General features: G+C 58.0%; 17 protein-coding genes and 1 tRNA gene. 10 read left to right on the forward strand and 8 right to left on the reverse strand.

All coding sequences use genetic code 11. The features are described from left to right. Positions 1 to 49: 49 nt before the first annotated feature. Positions 50 to 598, reverse strand: a complete 549-nt coding sequence (locus AEQ67_RS08110; RefSeq protein WP_059403362.1) for an NAD(P)H-dependent oxidoreductase — start codon at positions 596 to 598, stop codon at positions 50 to 52. A 91-nt stretch (positions 599 to 689) separates the two neighbouring features. Between AEQ67_RS08110 and AEQ67_RS08115 the strand changes: the two genes are divergently transcribed. Both AEQ67_RS08115 and AEQ67_RS08120 read left to right on the forward strand, forming a co-directional pair. Beyond that, the gene (locus AEQ67_RS08115) at positions 690 to 1,595 is read left to right on the forward strand and encodes a LysR family transcriptional regulator (protein WP_059403363.1); all 906 of its coding nucleotides are present in this window, start codon (positions 690 to 692) and stop codon (positions 1,593 to 1,595) included. Next, positions 1,592 to 2,044 (forward strand): hypothetical protein, encoded by a 453-nt coding sequence (locus AEQ67_RS08120; protein ID WP_059403364.1) that lies wholly within the window; start codon positions 1,592 to 1,594, stop codon positions 2,042 to 2,044. The genes AEQ67_RS08115 and AEQ67_RS08120 overlap by 4 nt, the downstream gene beginning before the upstream one ends. Before the next feature lie 155 nt (positions 2,045 to 2,199). On the opposite strand, the gene AEQ67_RS08125 is transcribed toward AEQ67_RS08120, so the two are convergent. Genes AEQ67_RS08125 through AEQ67_RS08140 form a run of 4 tightly spaced genes read right to left on the reverse strand, consistent with a single transcriptional unit; the run spans position 2,200 to position 7,317 of the window. Further along, positions 2,200 to 2,421 (reverse strand): formate dehydrogenase subunit delta, encoded by a 222-nt coding sequence (locus AEQ67_RS08125; RefSeq protein WP_059403365.1) that lies wholly within the window; start codon positions 2,419 to 2,421, stop codon positions 2,200 to 2,202. Beyond that, complete coding sequence (fdhF, locus tag AEQ67_RS08130) at positions 2,418 to 5,291, reverse strand: formate dehydrogenase subunit alpha (RefSeq protein ID WP_059403366.1); 2,874 nt, start codon at positions 5,289 to 5,291, stop codon at positions 2,418 to 2,420. The genes AEQ67_RS08125 and fdhF overlap by 4 nt, the downstream gene beginning before the upstream one ends. Continuing rightward, a complete protein-coding gene (locus AEQ67_RS08135) occupies positions 5,288 to 6,844 on the reverse strand; it encodes a formate dehydrogenase beta subunit (RefSeq protein ID WP_059403367.1) in 1,557 nt (518 codons plus the stop codon). The genes fdhF and AEQ67_RS08135 overlap by 4 nt, the downstream gene beginning before the upstream one ends. After that, the gene (locus AEQ67_RS08140) at positions 6,841 to 7,317 is read right to left on the reverse strand and encodes a formate dehydrogenase subunit gamma (RefSeq protein ID WP_059403368.1); all 477 of its coding nucleotides are present in this window, start codon (positions 7,315 to 7,317) and stop codon (positions 6,841 to 6,843) included. Before AEQ67_RS08140 ends, AEQ67_RS08135 begins: the two co-directional genes overlap by 4 nt. Before the next feature lie 466 nt (positions 7,318 to 7,783). Here AEQ67_RS08140 and AEQ67_RS08145 point away from each other — a divergent pair, with 466 nt between their 5' ends. Beyond that, a complete protein-coding gene (locus AEQ67_RS08145) occupies positions 7,784 to 8,152 on the forward strand; it encodes a PH domain-containing protein (protein ID WP_059403369.1) in 369 nt (122 codons plus the stop codon). Positions 8,153 to 8,417: 265 nt separating this feature from the next. Here AEQ67_RS08145 and AEQ67_RS08150 read toward each other — a convergent pair whose 3' ends face one another. Then, on the reverse strand, positions 8,418 to 8,729 hold the full coding sequence (locus AEQ67_RS08150; RefSeq protein ID WP_059403370.1) for a DUF3077 domain-containing protein: 312 nt from the start codon (positions 8,727 to 8,729) through the stop codon (positions 8,418 to 8,420). 595 nt (positions 8,730 to 9,324) lie between these two features. On the opposite strand from AEQ67_RS08150, the gene AEQ67_RS08160 reads away from it, so the two are divergent. Beyond that, positions 9,325 to 9,585, forward strand: coding sequence for a DUF6429 family protein (locus AEQ67_RS08160; protein ID WP_059403419.1), 261 nt, complete (start codon positions 9,325 to 9,327; stop codon positions 9,583 to 9,585). A gap of 568 nt (positions 9,586 to 10,153) precedes the next feature. Beyond that, positions 10,154 to 11,056, forward strand: a complete 903-nt coding sequence (locus AEQ67_RS34855; RefSeq protein ID WP_152974810.1) for a hypothetical protein — start codon at positions 10,154 to 10,156, stop codon at positions 11,054 to 11,056. Positions 11,057 to 11,339: 283 nt separating this feature from the next. Here AEQ67_RS34855 and AEQ67_RS08165 read toward each other — a convergent pair whose 3' ends face one another. Further along, a complete protein-coding gene (locus AEQ67_RS08165) occupies positions 11,340 to 11,669 on the reverse strand; it encodes a hypothetical protein (RefSeq protein ID WP_059403372.1) in 330 nt (109 codons plus the stop codon). Positions 11,670 to 11,817: 148 nt separating this feature from the next. Continuing rightward, a tRNA-Leu gene (locus tag AEQ67_RS08170) sits at positions 11,818 to 11,902 on the reverse strand. 108 nt (positions 11,903 to 12,010) lie between these two features. On the opposite strand from AEQ67_RS08170, the gene queA reads away from it, so the two are divergent. From queA to secF, 5 genes are all read left to right on the forward strand, one after another. Then, positions 12,011 to 13,075 carry a tRNA preQ1(34) S-adenosylmethionine ribosyltransferase-isomerase QueA gene (queA, locus tag AEQ67_RS08175; protein ID WP_059403373.1) on the forward strand — a complete coding sequence of 355 codons (1,065 nt, stop codon included), beginning with the start codon at positions 12,011 to 12,013 and terminating at the stop codon, positions 13,073 to 13,075. A gap of 5 nt (positions 13,076 to 13,080) precedes the next feature. Beyond that, positions 13,081 to 14,196 carry a tRNA guanosine(34) transglycosylase Tgt gene (gene tgt, locus AEQ67_RS08180; protein WP_161807460.1) on the forward strand — a complete coding sequence of 372 codons (1,116 nt, stop codon included), beginning with the start codon at positions 13,081 to 13,083 and terminating at the stop codon, positions 14,194 to 14,196. A 43-nt stretch (positions 14,197 to 14,239) separates the two neighbouring features. Beyond that, on the forward strand, positions 14,240 to 14,578 hold the full coding sequence (yajC, locus tag AEQ67_RS08185) for a preprotein translocase subunit YajC (RefSeq protein ID WP_003185175.1): 339 nt from the start codon (positions 14,240 to 14,242) through the stop codon (positions 14,576 to 14,578). 63 nt (positions 14,579 to 14,641) lie between these two features. Next, the gene (gene secD, locus AEQ67_RS08190) at positions 14,642 to 16,510 is read left to right on the forward strand and encodes a protein translocase subunit SecD (protein WP_059403375.1); all 1,869 of its coding nucleotides are present in this window, start codon (positions 14,642 to 14,644) and stop codon (positions 16,508 to 16,510) included. Between the two features lie 9 nt (positions 16,511 to 16,519). Next, positions 16,520 to 17,434: a protein translocase subunit SecF gene (gene secF, locus AEQ67_RS08195; protein ID WP_059403376.1), complete on the forward strand. Its 915-nt coding sequence runs from the start codon at positions 16,520 to 16,522 to the stop codon at positions 17,432 to 17,434. The last annotated feature ends 88 nt before the right edge of the window (positions 17,435 to 17,522 follow it).

The raw sequence follows: 17,522 nt of genomic DNA on the forward strand, positions 1-17,522 counted from the left end.
AACGCAGGTGACTGCAGATGCCTGTCACGCCATGTGAACGATTGGCCTGTTACGCACGGGTTTGTTGAAACCGCTCTATCCGGCCGCGGTAGTGAGTGGCGACGGCATCCAGTTCTGTCCTCGGCAGTTTATTGGCCCGATGAACCAGAAACGGATCGTTCCAGGCCCATTGGCAGCGGTGCGCAGTGGCGCGCAAAGGCTGCAACAATTGCTCGAGGGGAAACAGATTAACCCCCGCTTCGCTGTAGGCCTCGGGTGTGTTTCCGGCAGTGGCCACGACCATGACCGGCAAGCCCTCAAGCTTCTGACCCTGAGCCTCGTAGGCAATGTAGTACATCTGTGTCAGCACTTGGTCCTGCCAGTTTTTCAGCAGCGCCGGTGTCGAGTACCACTGCACCGGAAATTGCAGCACCAGCCGCTGAACTGATAATAAACGCTGGACCTCCGCCGTTATGTCGACTTCATCGGTCGGGTAAAGCCCGTACACATCGACGATGCAAACCCCCGGCAGATCCTTCACGGCATCGAGCATGGCGCGGTTGGCGTGGGAGCGTCCCAGGTCAGGGTGAAAACTCAGAATCAGGGTGGTGTCGTTCATGGCTTTGCCGGTTCAAGTGAAGGGAGCCACAGCGTGCCAGCGTGCTATACATTGCTCCAATGGATGGTTTGTCTAATTAGGTATTGATTCAATGAATCTACGTTCGGTGGACCTCAACCTGTTGACCGTGCTCGATGCGTTGCTCGACGAAGCCCACGTCTCCCGCGCCGCCGAACGTGTCGGCCTGTCGCAACCTGCGGCATCCAATGCGCTGGAGCGTTGTCGGCATCTGTTCCAGGATCGCTTGCTCGAACGTCTGCCTGGCGGCATGCAGCTGACCCCCAAGGCCCAGGCCTTGCGCGGCCCGTTGCAGCAGATATTGGGTTCGGTCAGCACGCTGGTCGGTGCCGCCAGCACAGAGCTGAGCACCCTGCGCCAAACCGTGCGCATCGTCATGGCCGACTTCCCGGCGATCATCGTCGCGCGGCAGTTGCACCAGCGACTCGCCGAATTGGCGCCGGGCATCGATCTGGTGATTCAGCCCTGGCAGGGCGGCGAGGCGGCCCAGGAAAGTTTGAGTCGCGGGCAAAGTGATCTGGCCATGTCGGTCTTTCCCCCGCTCGGCCCTGACTTCACCCGACGCCTGTTGTTGCACGAACATTTCGTGGTGGCGATGCGCGCGGGGCATCCTGCAATCGCGGACTTCGATCTCGACCGTTGGCTGAGTTATCCACACGTGCTGGTGTCGGGGCGGGGCGCAATCTGGGGCCCGCTCGATGACATGTTGAAAGGGTTGGGGCTGGCGAGACGCGTCGGGATCGTTGTGCCAAGCTTTGTCATGGTTCCGGACCTGCTGCTGGGGTCGGACTTGATTGCAATGCTGCCCAGCCAATGTCTGTCGATGCCCATCGCCAAGGCGCTGCACACCGTGGCGCCGCCGATTGAGGTGGAGGGGTTTGCACTGCACCTGGCCTGGCATAAACGGCGCGATGAAGACGCGGCGGTGCAGTGCGTGGCACGGGTGTTGGAAGAAGTGATCAAAGGAGAAAACCCATGAACAAAATTATCCTGCCGGCACTGGCCATGTTGATGTTGGCGCAATCCCCGGCGTACGCCATCAACGACAAGTACCGCAAACAACTTGAGCAATCCGGTTGTACACAGGTCAGCGAAACCCAAGGCTGTGATATCCACAAGAGCAAGGCCGAAAATGCCAAGGCCGGCTTCACCAACCCCGCCGCGGACAGCTCAACCGTTCAGACGCCATATGCCGGGCAATGGGTCGCCAAGAGCGATGCCGGCGCGACCGTTGCCACCATCCGCATCGATGCCAAAGAGCAGGTCTGGGTCAACGGCAAACGGGTAAACGCCAAACGCACCGATGGCACGCTGCAATTTCGCCAGGGCAAGCTCACCTTCACGATACAAGGTGATCGACGGCTGACAGGAGAGGATTACTGGACGGACAGTGATGCCAAGACGAAAGGCCCGATTGAGATCGAGTAGTCCCGATGTGAATACAAATGCCGATCCATCTACACGGACCCTGTGGGAGCGGGCTTGCCCGCGATGAGGCCAGAACATCCAACATCTATGTTGGCTGAACCATCCCCATCGCGGGCAAGCCCGCTCCCACAGGTTTTCGGCCACACTTAAGAAACTTAAGCCTCCCATCCCGCTCCGCTGACCGCCGCCTGCGCCAACGGGTGCAAGTCTTCGCCGTGATGCTCCGTCTGCCACGCCAGCAACTCTTTGCGCATGCCGGGCGTCCAGAACATCTGCAGATGATTACGCACGCTGAGCACGGCCTGTTGCTGATCCGGTTCATTGGCGAAGTATTGGGCGATCTGGTTGACCATTTTGATCAGGTTGGCCGTGCTCATCGGCGTACCTCCGCTTTCGCCTGACGGCGGTCCTTCAGCAGACGGTGCTGTTCGTCACTGAAGGCCTGGAAGCGTTTTTGCCACTCGGAAGGGTGGTAGACGCGGCTGACTTCCACCGCCGTGACCTTGTACTCCGGACAGTTGGTGGCCCAGTCGGAGTTGTCGGTGGTGATCACGTTGGCCCCCGATTCAGGAAAGTGGAACGTGGTGTACACCACGCCCGGGGCAACCCGTTCGGTGACCCGCGCGCGCAGTACGGTCTGCCCGGCACGGCTGCCGATGCCGACCCAGTCACCTTCGTTGATACCACGGCTCTCGGCGTCGCTCGGGTGGATTTCCAGGCGGTCTTCGTCGTGCCACGCAACGTTGTCGGTACGCCGGGTCTGGGCGCCGACGTTGTACTGGCTGAGGATGCGCCCGGTGGTCAGCAGCAGCGGGTAGCGATTGTTGACCTTTTCCTCGGTGGGCACATAGCCGGTGAGCATGAAGCGCCCCTTGCCGCGCACGAATTCCTCGATGTGCATGGTCGGCGTGCCGTCCGGTGCCGCGGCGTTGCACGGCCATTGCAGGCTGCCGTGGCGGTCCAGTTCGGCGTAGCTGACGTTGGTGAACGTCGGCGTCAGGCTGGCGATTTCATCCATGATTTCCGACGGATGCCGGTAGTTCATCGGGTAACCCAGGGCGTTGGCCAGGGCTACGGTGCCTTCCCAGTCGGCCTTGCCGCCCAGCGGTTCCATGACTTTGCGCACTCGCGAGATGCGTCGCTCGGCGTTGGTGAAGGTGCCGTCTTTTTCCAGGAACGAGCTGCCCGGCAGGAACACGTGGGCGAACTTGGCGGTTTCGTTGAGGAAAATATCCTGCACCACCACGCACTCCATCGCCGACAACGCCGCGGTGACGTGCTGGGTATTCGGATCACTCTGGGCGATATCTTCACCCTGGCAATACAAGCCTTTGAAGCTGCCACCGAGGGCTGCCTCAAACATATTGGGAATACGCAGACCCGGATCCGGTTGCAGGGTGACATTCCACGCCTGTTCGAACTGCGCCCGTACCACTTCGTTGGAAATGTGTCGGTAACCCGGCAACTCGTGAGGGAAGGAGCCCATGTCGCAGGAGCCCTGAACGTTGTTCTGCCCGCGCAGCGGGTTCACGCCCACGCCTTCGCGACCAATGTTGCCCGTGGCCATGGCCAGGTTGGCGATGCCCATAACGGCGGTGCTGCCCTGGCTGTGCTCGGTAACGCCCAACCCGTAATAGATCGCCGCATTGCCGCCGGTGGCATACAGGCGCGCAGCGGCACGGATGTCGGCAGCGGGTACGCCGCAGATCTCGCCAAGCACTTCCGGTGAGTTCTCCGCGCGGCTGACGAATTCGCTCCAGTGGGCGAAATTACCGTCCTCGCAACGGGCGTCGATGAAGGCCTGATTGAGCAGGCCTTCGGTGACGATCACGTGGGCCAGGGCGTTGAGCATGGCGACGTTGGTGCCGGGGCGCAGGGCCAAATGGTATTCGGCGCGGGCATGCACCGAGTCCACCAGATCAATGCGGCGCGGATCGATCACGATCAGCCGCGCGCCTTCGCGCAGGCGGCGTTTGAGTTGGGAGGCGAACACCGGGTGGGCGTCGCTGGGGTTGGCGCCCATCACCAGGATCACGTCGGCCTGCATCACCGAGTCGAAACTCTGGGTGCCGGCGGACTCGCCCAAGGTTTGTTTCAAGCCATAGCCGGTCGGCGAATGGCAGACCCGCGCACAGGTGTCGACGTTGTTGTTGCCGAACGCGGCGCGCACCAGTTTTTGCACCAGATACGTTTCTTCGTTGGTGCAGCGGCTGGAGGTGATGCCACCAATGGAGTCGCGGCCGTAGGTTTGCTGCAAGCGGCGGAATTCGCTGGCGGCGTAGGTCACCGCTTCGTCCCAGCTGACTTCCTGCCACGGATCGCTGATGTGTTTGCGGATCATCGGTTTGGTGATGCGATCCGGGTGAGTGGCGTAGCCCCAGGCAAAGCGTCCTTTGACGCAGGAGTGGCCGTGGTTGGCGTGGCCGTTCTTGTCGGGAACCATGCGCACCAGCTTGTCGCCTTTCATCTCGGCGCGGAATGAGCAGCCCACGCCGCAATAGGCACAGGTGGTGATTACGCTGCGTTCGGGTTGACCGAGTTCGACCACGCTTTTTTCCATCAGGGTCGCGGTAGGACAAGCTTGCACACAGGCGCCGCAGGACACGCATTCCGAATCGAGGAAATTCTCACCACCGGCCGCCGCAACCCGGGACTCAAACCCGCGCCCGGTGATGGTCAGGGCAAAGGTGCCCTGGGTTTCTTCGCAGGCGCGCACGCAGCGGTTGCAGACGATGCACTTGCTCGGGTCGTAATCGAAATAGGGGTTGGACGTGTCCTTGACGTCAGCCAGATGGTTGTCGCCTTCATAGCCGTAACGCACCTCGCGCAGGCCGACCTGACCGGCGACGGTTTGCAGTTCGCAGTTGCCGTTGGCCGAGCAGGTCAGGCAATCCAGCGGGTGATCGGAGATGTACAGTTCCATGACGTTGCGCCGCAACGTGGCGAGCTTCGGCGTTTGCGTGTGCACGCTCATGCCTTCAGTGACCGGTGTGGTGCAGGACGCCGGGTAGCCGCGCATGCCGTCGATCTCCACCAGACACATGCGGCAGGAGCCGAAGGCTTCGAGGCTGTCGGTGGCGCACAATTTCGGAATGGTGGTGCCCAGCAACGCGGCGGCGCGCATCACTGAAGTGCCTTCGGGCACGCTGATGCTGCGGCCGTCGATGTTCAAGGTGACTTGCACCTGACTGTCGCGGGCCGGGGTGCCGAGATCGATTTCGGTTTTCGGGTCGAAGAGAGTAATCATTGCTCGGCCTCCGAGGCTTGCAGACCGAAGTCGGCGGGGAAGTGCTTGAGGGCGCTGACGACAGGAAAGGGGGCCATGCCACCCAACGCGCACAGCGAACCGTATTGCATCGTGTCGCACAGGTCCTTGAGGATGATCGCCTGCTCATCGCGACCGCTCTGGTCCGATGCGGCCAGCATTCGGTCGATCACCTCGACGCCACGGGTTGAGCCGATGCGGCACGGCGTGCATTTGCCACAGGATTCCTCGGCGCAGAACGCCATCGCGAAACGCGCCATCTGAGCCATGTCCAACGTGTCGTCAGCCACCACCACACCACCGTGACCGAGCATCGCGCCGATACCGGCGAAGGCTTCGTAATCCAGCGGCGTGTCGAATTGCGACGGCGGCACCCAGGCACCGAGCGGACCACCGACCTGTGCAGCCTTCAGCGGTCGGCCACTGGCGGTTCCGCCGCCGTAGTCTTCCACCAGTTCGCGCAGGGTCAGGCCAAAGGCCCGTTCCACCAGTCCGCCATGACGAATATTGCCCGCCAGTTGGAAAGGCATGGTGCCCAACGAGCGGCCCATGCCGTAATCACGATAGAACTGCGCACCCTTGGCCAGAATCAGCGGCACCGAGGCCAGCGTCAGTACGTTGTGCACCAGCGTCGGCTGGCCGAACAGCCCCTTCAAGGCGGGGATCGGCGGCTTGGCGCGGACGATCCCGCGCTTGCCTTCGAGCGAGTCCAGCAGCGCGGTTTCCTCACCGCAGATGTAAGCACCGGCACCGACGCGCACTTCCATATCGAAGGCCTGACCGCTGCCGCCGACATTGGCGCCGAGGTAACCGGCGGTCCGGGCGATGTTCAGCGCCTGGCGCAGTGTGGCCACGGCATCCGGATATTCCGAGCGCACATAGATGTAGCCGTAGGTGGCGCCGACGGTGATGCCGGCAATGGCCATGCCTTCAATCAGGAGGAAGGGGTCGCCTTCCATTAACATGCGATCGGCAAAGGTGCCGGAGTCGCCTTCGTCGGCGTTGCATACGATGTATTTCTGCGCAGCCTCGGTAGCGCGTACCGTGCGCCATTTGATCCCGGGGGGGACCGCCGCGCCGCCCCGGCCCCGCAGGCCTGAACCGACCCCAGCGGCCGCAGTCTGCTCACCGCCAATGGCGACGGCTCTTGTTAACCCCTCGAAACCGCCGTGGGCCCGGTAATCGTCCAGCGACAACGGTCGGGTAATGCCGGCGCGGGCGAACAGCAGGCGTTGTTGAGTCTTCAGATACGGAAACTCTTCCACCAGGCCCAAGGCCAGAGGATGAGCAGACGGATCGCCACGCAGGGCTTCGAGTACCGACGGCACATCGTCAGCGGTCAGCGGGCCGAAGCCGATTCGGCCTTGCGGGCTGTCCACTTCCAGCAGCGGTTCCAGCCAGTACAAGCCGCGCGAACTGGTGCGTTGCAACTCCAGCGGTAGATTGCGCTCCTGAGACTGAGTGATAAGGGCGACCGCCACCTCATCGGCACCCACGGCACGGGCCAGGGAGTCACTAGGTAAGTAGAGGCTCATACGTCCTCCCGACAAGCATCAAGTAGGGCATCCAGACGCTCGGCGCTGAGCCGCGCATGCACCTTGCCGTCCAACTCCAGGGCCGGCGAACAGGCGCAGGCACCGAGGCAATAAACCGGCCGTAAACTGATGCTGCCATCGGCACTGCTGCCGTGATCATCCAGTTGCAGGCGCTCGCGCAACTGCGCCGCCAACTGCTCGGCACCGCGACTCGTGCACGACTCGGCGCGGCACAGACGCAGGATATGCCGGGCCGGCGGCGCGGTACGGAAGTCATGGTAAAAGCTGATCACCCCGCGAATCTCGGCCTGACTCTGATTGAGGGCGTGGGCAATTTCGGGGACGGCCACATCGGGGATGTAACCGATGCGTTCCTGAATATCATGAAGGATGGGCAACAGTGCACCCGGGGAGCCCTTGTGGCGCTCCAGCAGGTTGTTGACCAAAGGCACGTGCAACATCTCATCAGGCATACAGCATTCCTCACGGTCACGGACAAACCAGAGGGTTGTCGGTCGTCCGAAAGTGTCGGCTGCGGCACTCACACCACGTCACGGAATCGTGGCAATTTCAGGCCGTCGGCCAGGGCACCCTGAGCGGGCATCTTGTTGTGCCCGGCACGATCTTCGTCGCACCTCTACTGGGCATAAAGGGCAGCTTGCCACGCTGCTATTGATCAAACTGCACCAAAGCGACGTGTTCGGTTCTGCCTACGACTCTCCATTAAGTCTAGATGAGTGCGGCGCGGGGCGTTCACTCACTGGCGTAATGCCCTTCGGGCTTGTCGATGAGTGATGTATAGCAAGCATTGCAGGTTAGAAGAAGCATCAGATCGGTGGGTAATTCTAGGGAGCAGATGCGTTGATTTTCCGCCGGTGGTGTGGGGGCTGGCTATCAAGTCATACTCAAGCTATTCATTTGAAAAGGAGGGAAAGACCGATGATTGATTTCAACAACAAGGGATTCTTCAAACTCAAGCAAAACAACGAATACGCCGAACGCGTATCCGACCTGTTGATCGAAGGCGAACACGTCATCGACGCCTACAAATCCATGCGCGACGGAGTAGTGTTTACCAACAAACGCATCATCGCCGTCAACGTCCAAGGCCTCACCGGCAGCAAAAAAGACTTCACCTCGTTGCCGTATAAAAACATCGTCGCGTACTCGGTAGAAACCTCAGGCACGTTCGACCTGGACTCCGAATTGGAGATCTATTTCTCGTCGTTGGGAAAGGTGAAATTCGAATTCACCGGCAGGACATCGATGGTGGAAGTCTCAAAGCTGATCTCCCAACATCTGCTCTGAGCTGAATACTAAAAAGCCCCGAAAACTCGGGGCTCCAGCTAGCTAAATGCAATCCAATGTGGGAGCGGGCTTGCCCGCGAAAGCGCCAGAGCAGCCACCACAAAAAGCTGAACTGAACCACAAAGCCCTGTAGGAGCGAGCTCGCTCGCGAAAAAAGCAAGGCACCTGCTGACCCGCAGAATGCCCCCCATCTTCGCGAGCAAGCTCGCTCCTACAAGTGTCATGCATCACTCGAATGCCAGACAGCGTCCCATCTAGTTATCCGCTATCCCTCAGCCTTAGCCCCCGCCCGCTTGGCCGCTAGCTCATTGTCCCGATCCCGCGTCAGTACCTTCACCGCATCATCCACCACCGCCTTACTCATCGCCGTCAAATAATGCGCGGCCCAGGCGTGGTAATCCGTGTCTTTGTCATAAGCCGCATCTTTGGTTAGCTTCTTTGCGAGGAAGAGAAAGTCAGACGCCATGCCCAATGCATCGCCGAGTGGGACGTTGCGAGTGACATGGAACAGCGCTTGATCCCCACAGTAGATCGCGGGTGTAAGGCCGATGGTTTTGAGTTCGGGTTGTTCGGTCATTTGCCACCTCCGATGAGGGAGAGGCGGCCGGGGAGGGTGTTACGCGATTGGGAATTGCGTAGAGGGAAAAGCCAAATTTTGTACGGATTCATGCTGCGCATTATCAGACTCCTTGATATGAGGAGCTGCCACGTTCGTTTCCACACGAATGGGTGACAGCTGTGCGCAGGGTGGAAAACCGGGAATCAAGGAAACCGGCACGCCCGAAGACGTCCCACGCACAGCCGCCATAACTCACGCCGCCGGCATAAAAAAAGCGCCGGCAAACGTGATGGGGGCGCTGTTGCGCCTTGAATTACGCGGGTTTCCACACCCGGTCGCTGAATTTGCAGCGACGGTGGAAGGGTAGCGTGCAGGCCTCATTACTGCAACGTTCATAAGCTCTTTGCTCAGCGCTTTCTCTGGAAAAACTAGCATCAGGTATCGAAGGGAATATCCCTACAGCACTCTCTGAATGGCCTGACAACAATCCGCAGCGCACTGTTTGATGATCACGAAGCTTTCCTACCCTTGAGCTGCTCGCCGGTATCGCGTAGTTAAACGCGCTAATCTTGATGGCTGGTGGAATTTAAAGAACATGAGCGGAGCAACGATCATGGAATACGACGATAAACTGATTGAAGAGGCTGTGCTTGCCCTGTTGGCAACCTTTAGTTTTGATAACGGCAATGCTTGGAAAGGGTTCGACTTCGAGACCATGAACCGATTGCATGAACATGGTTTCATCAGTAATCCTGTAAACAAGAACAAATCGATTTGGTTGACGGCTGAAGGGCTGGAGCGAGGTCGGCAGATAGCCGACCAGTTGTTTGGGAAAAGAACACAAGTGGAACATGTATCCGACTCGGACACCTGATTTCATATTACGGTTATACGGTAGGTGTGGTTTATGGATCCCATACGATGGTTTTGAGTTTTGGTTGATCGGTTATTGGCCACCTCCGATGACGGAGAGGTGGTGGGAGAGGGGGAGCGGTGGGGCGTGACGCAATTGGGAGTTGCGTAGAGGGAGGCCAAATTACGGACTTGTTCTAGTCATGGTCAACGTCCTTGAGGGGCTGCCACGAGTCTTTTCACGGGCTTGGGTGACAGCCCGTGCGCGGGGTGAGAATCCGGCAATCAAGGCAACCGGTAGACCCGAAGGTCTCCCACGCACAGCCGTCATAAAGCCATATCGCAGACGAAAAAAAACGCCGCGATAGGTTTTGGGGCGCTTCTTGCCTTGATTGTTGCGGACTCTTACACCCTGTCACTTAATTTGCAGCGATGCACCGAGGTTATCGTGCAGACTCTTTTTCTGCAATAAAATTTGGGGCGAATTTTTTCTTCGTGGTTATGTTGTTGAGTTGGCAGTGCTCGGCTTTTAGTGTGCTCTGTAAAGTCAAGATAGCACTTGATTGGTAACAATATTTTGGGGGGTGATAATGGTAAATGAAACTGAATCAGCAGTGGTTAAGAAGGGCAAAGGTGGTGGAGGTTTAATAAAAATTCTATCTGTATTTTTTGCGGTTTTAGCACCGTTATTTTATATGGCTGGAAAGGTTTACTATGAGGGTTATCTTTTTTATTTTCATTTAAAGCCAACCATGTTCCCGATGGATGTTTACGAAACATTTTCTACAGCGACCATGGCGCTAATCTATGCATCATTAGAAGGTTTAAATGGTGCTCAACGGATTTTTGAAAAGCACTGTCAAGCTTTGGTGGTGCTTTTCTTGTTGTTGGTTTTTGGTTTGTTGTTATATCGATTTTTTGTTCGGCGTATGATGAGTAGGCTCAATGCTTGGCGCCCTGCGTATAGATGGTCCCCCCGAGTTCTATTCTGCATCGAAGAGTTTTTCAAATGTTTTGCTTTGGTGTTTATGCCTTTTTATATTTTGTTTTTTTGTATGTTTGCTGTTGCGTTCTTGCTGTTTTTGATTTTGGCACCTTTCGATTCTGTAGGTAAGCAGCAAGCTGAAAGAGATCTACGTGGAGAGTTTAAAAATTCTCCATTAGTTGGTGTGTTGGGACCAGAAGGTGACTTTGCGCGTTACAGGTTGATGGAGTGCTCGTCTAGTTTCTGCGCGTTATACGCCAAAGGATTAGTGGTGACAGTTCCTGTCTCCGATGTTAAGTGGGGCGTATCTGATGTGCGGGAGAAAACCAATTCTTATCGCTGTTGGAAAGCGGCAGAGCTTGAGCAGCGTCTAGTCAATAAGTCTGTCTATGTTGTATTTCCTAAAGTTTGGGGTGTAAGACCTTCAGCTGTTTATTTTTTATATTTTCCATCGCTGAGCCGTCTTGCTGACCATTGTAAGAAAGTCGATCGGTTATCTGTTATTTAGTCTATGCGGGGGAGGCGTCACGTGCATGGGAAAAAGATGATAGGGATACAAGGGGCAGTCCCCGCATTTTCTGTCGTATGCGCTGTGCGGCCGGTGTCAGCGTTTCCGCCGCACGCTTCAGAAATTGTTGTTCGGTCAGATCATCTATACCGGGTAATGCAGCCATGTGGCTAAACCCGCTGGAAGCTTAGGCCAATATCCAATCGAGTGCGTCCCGGAATACATTCACATGCGGAGTGTGGGAATGCTCAAGGTAGGGTTGGATTGAGTGTGATTCGATCAATTAAAGAATGTCTTTCAGATAATCCTTGAGCGCGATAAGTGGGGCATCAAGCTGCTCCATCGCCTGCGCAGCACTGAAATCTGCCGTCAATCTATACAGCTCGCGGCCCAAGACTGTGTCCGCACCGCCGATAGCGTTCAGCGCCAACTTCAGGCATTCATCCACTTTACTGTGGATCATCTCGACATCCCGCCGCCGCACCAGCAACCCAAACACCTCCCGCTCATAATCACTCATCATCAGATCATCCCGCAGAATCGGGCTTGAATCTTCAGTCTCGTAAGCCAGCTTGAGGCAGAACAGAGCAACAGTTTCCAGCAGCAGTTCCATGGGTGAATCCTTGGGAATTGTCGTACCCGCCGAGAGCGAGAAGGTCAAAAGCATCGCCAGCAAGCCGGCTCCTACAGGTCGGTGGGGCGTCATGTGCTTTTTTGCAGGCGAAAAAAAAGGCCTTGCAAAGCAAGACCTTTCTTAATTTTGGTGCCCCGAGGGAGACTCGAACTCCCACTTCTTGCGAAAACGGATTTTGAATCCGCCGCGTCTACCAATTCCGCCATCAGGGCTCAATGGCGGCGAAGTATAGAGATGAGATTACCGTCGGTCAATCAGGTACATAGAGAATTTTCACTATTTCGGCTAGACTTCCGGCCCCTGCTAGACGACACCCCATCATGCGCGTTGCTGACTTTACTTTCGAACTCCCTGATTCGCTGATTGCTCGCCACCCTTTGGCCGAGCGTCGCAACAGTCGCCTGTTGACCCTGGATGGGGTCAGCGGCGCCCTGGCACACCGTCAATTCACTGATTTGCTGGAGCATTTGCGCCCTGGCGATTTGATGGTGTTCAACAATACCCGGGTGATTCCGGCGCGGCTGTTTGGCCAGAAGGCTTCCGGCGGCAAGCTGGAAATCCTGGTGGAGCGGGTGCTCGACAGTCATCGCGTGCTGGCGCATGTGCGTTCCAGCAAGTCGCCCAAGCCTGGGTCGAAGATCCTGATCGACGGCGGTGGCGAGGCTGAAATGCTGGCGCGTCACGATGCGTTGTTCGAGCTGGGGTTCGCCGAAGAGGTGTTGCCGCTGCTTGATCGCGTCGGGCACATGCCGTTGCCGCCTTATATAGACCGCCCGGATGAAGGCTCGGACCGCGAGCGTTATCAGACGGTCTACGCCGAGCGCCTGGGTGCGGTGGCGGCGCCGACGGCGGGGCTGCATTTCGATCAGCCGCTGATGGAGGCGATTGCCGCCAAGGGCGTCGAGACGGCGTTCGTGACCTTGCACGTCGGTGCTGGCACCTTCCAGCCGGTGCGTGTCGAGAAGCTCGAAGACCACCACATGCACAGCGAATGGCTGGAAGTCAGCCAGGACGTGGTCGATGCCGTCGAAGCCTGTCGCGCTCGCGGTGGTCGCGTGGTGGCGGTGGGGACCACCAGCGTGCGTTCCCTGGAAAGCGCCGCGCGCGATGGCGTGCTCAAGCCGTTCAGTGGCGACACCGATATCTTTATCTACCCGGGCCGGCCGTTTCATGTGGTCGATGCCTTGGTCACCAACTTTCATTTGCCCGAATCCACGCTGTTGATGCTGGTTTCGGCGTTCGCCGGTTATCCCGAAGCCATGGCTGCCTATAAAGCAGCGGTGGAGCATGGTTACCGCTTTTTCAGCTACGGTGATGCGATGTTTATCACCCGTAATCCTGCGCCGACTGCCCCTAAAGAATCGGGCCCTGAGGACACTGTATGAGTCGTATGTCGTTTGAACTGCTGGCCACTGACGGCAAGGCTCGTCGCGGTCGTTTGACCTTCCCACGCGGTACGGTAGAAACCCCGGCCTTTATGCCGGTGGGCACGTACGGCACGGTCAAGGGCATGTTGCCGCGGGATATCACCGCCACCGGCGCGGAAATCATTCTGGGCAACACCTTCCACTTGTGGCTGCGTCCTGGCACCGAAGTGATCAAGAAGCACGGCGACCTTCACGATTTCATGCAGTGGAAAGGCCCGATTCTTACAGACTCCGGCGGTTTCCAAGTGTTCAGCCTCGGCGCCATGCGCAAGATCAAGGAGGAGGGCGTGACCTTCGCCTCCCCGGTCGACGGCGCCAAAGTGTTCATGGGCCCGGAAGAGTCGATGCAGGTCCAGCGTGACCTGGGCTCGGACATCGTGATGATTTTCGACGAATGCACCCCGTACCCGGCCGATGAAGACGTCGCTCGTGTGTCCATGGAGCTGTCGTTGCGCTGGGCCCAGCGTTCGAAAAACGCCCATGGCGATAACACGGCGGCGTTGTTCGGCATTGTGCAGGGCGGCATGCACCAGGATTTGCGCATGCGCTCCCTGGAAGGCCTCGACAAGATTGGCTTCGACGGCCTGGCCATCGGTGGTCTGTCGGTGGGCGAGCCCAAGCACGAGATGATCAAGGTGCTGGATTACCTGCCGGGCATGATGCCGGCTGACAAACCTCGTTACCTTATGGGCGTTGGCAAACCGGAAGATCTGGTTGAGGGTGTGCGCCGCGGTGTGGACATGTTCGATTGCGTGATGCCAACCCGCAATGCCCGCAATGGGCATCTGTTCATTGACACAGGCGTGCTGAAGATCCGTAACGCGTTCCATCGCCATGATGATTCGCCGCTCGATCCGACCTGCGATTGCTACACCTGCCAGAACTTCTCCCGTGCTTATCTGCACCATCTGGACAAGTGCGGTGAAATGTTGGGTAGCATGTTGAATACCATCCACAATTTGCGCCATTACCAGGTGCTTATGGCTGGTTTGCGCGAGTCTATTCAACAGGGTACATTGGCCGCCTTTGTCGATGCCTTCTACGCCAAACGCGGGTTACCTGTTCCGCCTTTGGACTGAGTTTTCTGACCCCAAGATTCAACATTTGCAACTGGAGTGCTAAATGAGCTTTTTTATCTCTAATGCCATGGCCGATGCTGCTGCACCTGCTGCTGCAGGCCCGATGGGCGGCGGCTTTGAGTGGATTTTCCTGGTCGGCTTCCTGGTCATCTTCTACCTGATGATCTGGCGTCCACAGGCCAAACGCGCCAAAGAGCAGAAGAACTTGCTCGGCAGCCTGCAAAAAGGCGATGAAGTTGTGACCACCGGTGGTATCGCCGGCAAGATCACTAAAGTGGCAGACGATTTCGTTGTTCTGGAAGTTTCCGACACTGTCGAAATGAAATTCCAGAAAGGCGCCATTGCCGCCACGCTGCCAAAAGGCACGCTAAAAGCGATCTAAGTTTCAACTTCTACTCAATCGACGGGGCGCGCAAGGCGCCCCGCGTCATAAGCGGGCGGCGTGATGCTGAACAAATACCCTCTGTGGAAATACATTCTGATCCTGGCGGTGCTGGCGGTCGGTCTGATTTATTCCGCTCCCAATTTATATCCTGATGACCCGGCCATTCAGGTCAGCGGTGCAAGCACTGCACTGTTGGTCAATCAGGCTGATCTGGATCGTGTGAGCACAGCGCTCAAGGAATCCGGGATCAACGTCAAGGCTGCCACCCTGGCAGCGAACGGCAAGGGCGGTCTGATTCGCCTGACCAAGGCTGAAGACCAGCTGCCGGCCAAAGACGTCGTGCGCAAGGCATTGGGTGATGACTACGTCGTTGCACTGAACCTGGCGCAAACCACCCCGCAATGGCTGCGCAGCCTGGGCGCGCACCCGATGAAGCTGGGTCTGGACTTGTCCGGTGGTGTGCACTTCCTGCTGGAAGTGGACATGGACAAAGCCCTCGACGCCCGCCTGAAAGTCTACGAAGGCGATGTGAAGAGCCTGTTGCGTAAAGAGAAACTGCGCTATCGCAGCCTGCCGCAACTGGGCGGTGCCATTCAGCTGGGTTTCAGTGATGAAGCATCCCGCGAACAAGCCCGTGCACTGATCCGCAAGAACTTCAACGATTTCGACATTGTTCCGGCTGACCTCAATGGCCAGGCGGTGCTGCGTCTGGCGATGACCCCGGCCAAGCTGGCGGAAATCCGCGAATACTCCATCAAGCAGAACTTGACCACGGTACGTAACCGCGTCAACGAGCTGGGTGTTGCCGAACCGATCGTTCAGCGTCAGGGCGCCAACCGCATCGTGGTTGAGCTGCCGGGCGTACAAGACACCGCAGAAGCCAAGCGTATCCTCGGCAAGACGGCCAACCTTGAGTTCCGTCTGGCGGCTGAGCCGGGTGCTTCGAAAGCCACCTCCGAAACCTTTGAATTCCGTGAAGGCAAGCGTCCGCCGGCGCAGATCGAGCGTGGCTTGATCATCACCGGTGACCAGGTAACCGACGCCAAGGCCGGTTTCGGCGAGCACGGCACGCCAGAAGTGAACATCCGTCTGGATGGCCACGGTGGCGAGCTGATGAGCCGTGCGACTCGCAGCAACGTCGGTCGCAGCATGGCGGTGATCTTCATCGAGCAGCGCCCGGTGACCACTTACGTCAAGCAAGTGGTTAACGGCGTCGAGAAAGACGTCGCGGTTCAAACGTTTAAAGAAGAGAAGAAGATCATCAGCCTGGCGACCATCCAGTCGCCGCTGGGTGCTCAGTTCCGCATCACTGGCCTGAATGGTCAGGGTGAGTCGTCCGAACTGGCGCTGCTGTTGCGTGCCGGTGGTCTGGCGGCCCCGATGTACTTCGCTGAAGAGCGCACCATTGGCCCGAGCCTGGGTGCCGACAACATCACCAAAGGTATCGATGCATCGCTGTGGGGCATGCTGTTTGTCTCGCTGTTCATCATCGCCATCTACCGCTTCTTCGGCATCATCGCCACCGTCGCGCTGGCGGTGAACATGGTGTTGTTGCTGGCCTTGATGTCGCTGCTGGGGGCAACGCTGACCCTGCCGGGTATCGCCGGTATCGTATTGACCATGGGTATGGCGGTCGACGCCAACGTGCTGATCTTCTCGCGGATACGTGAAGAGATCGCGGCGGGCATGACCGTACAACGGGCCATCAACGAAGGCTTCGGCCGGGCATTCACCGCGATTCTCGACGCCAACCTGACAACATTGTTGGTCGGCGGGATTCTCTTTGCGATGGGCACAGGCCCCGTCAAAGGCTTCGCAGTGACCATGTCCCTCGGGATCTTTACCTCGATGTTCACGGCCATCATGGTGACCCGCGCGATGGTCAACCTGATCTTCGGCGGTCGTGACTTCAAGAAGTTGTGGATTTAAGGGGCTGCCATGTTACGTACAATCAACTTCATGGGCGTTCGCAACTTCGCGTTCGGCGTCACATTGTTCCTGACCGCACTGGCATTGTTCAGCTGCTGGCACAAGGGCATGAACTGGGGCCTGGACTTCACCGGCGGTACGCTCATCGAGCTGACCTACGAGCGTCCGGCCGATGTCACCAAGGTGCGTGAGCAACTGACTTCGTCGGGTTACCACGAAGCCATCGTCCAGAGCTTCGGTGCAACCACCGATTTGCTGGTGCGTATGCCAGGTGAAGACCCGCAATTGGGTCACCAGGTCGCCGAAGCGTTGCAGAAGGTCGGTGGCGATAACCCGGCAACGGTCAAGCGCGTCGAGTTCGTCGGCCCGCAGGTGGGTGAAGAGCTGCGCGACCAGGGCGGCCTCGGCATGCTGATGGCGTTGGGCGGCATCCTGATCTACCTGGCTTTCCGCTTTCAGTGGAAGTTCGCGGTCGGCGCCATCGTTTCGCTGATCCACGACGTGATCGTGACCATCGGTATCCTGTCGTTCTTCCAGATCACCTTCGACCTGACGGTGCTGGCGGCGGTATTGGCGATCATCGGTTACTCGCTCAACGACACCATCGTGGTATTCGACCGGGTTCGTGAGAACTTCCGTGTGCTGCGCAAGGCCAACCTGATCGAGAACATCAACATCTCAACCACGCAAACCCTGTTGCGGACCATGGCGACGTCGATCTCCACCTTGCTGGCGATCGCGGCCCTGTTGTTCTTTGGTGGCGACAACCTGTTCGGCTTCTCCATTGCCCTGTTCATCGGTGTTCTGGCGGGTACTTACTCGTCGATCTACATCGCCAACGTGGTGCTGATCTGGCTGAACCTTAACAGCGAGGATTTGATTCCTCCTGCGGCTACCGACAAGGAAGTCGACGACCGCCCATAGCGGCTATCGTTTTTCCAGCTGTCAGCCGAAAAGGCGCGAGTATTGAACTCGCGCCTTTTTTTGTGCTCCAAGGCTGGGAGAAGCGCGG

The sequence above is a fragment of the Pseudomonas sp. RIT-PI-q genome, from assembly GCF_001297125.1.
Classification (GTDB): domain Bacteria; phylum Pseudomonadota; class Gammaproteobacteria; order Pseudomonadales; family Pseudomonadaceae; genus Aquipseudomonas.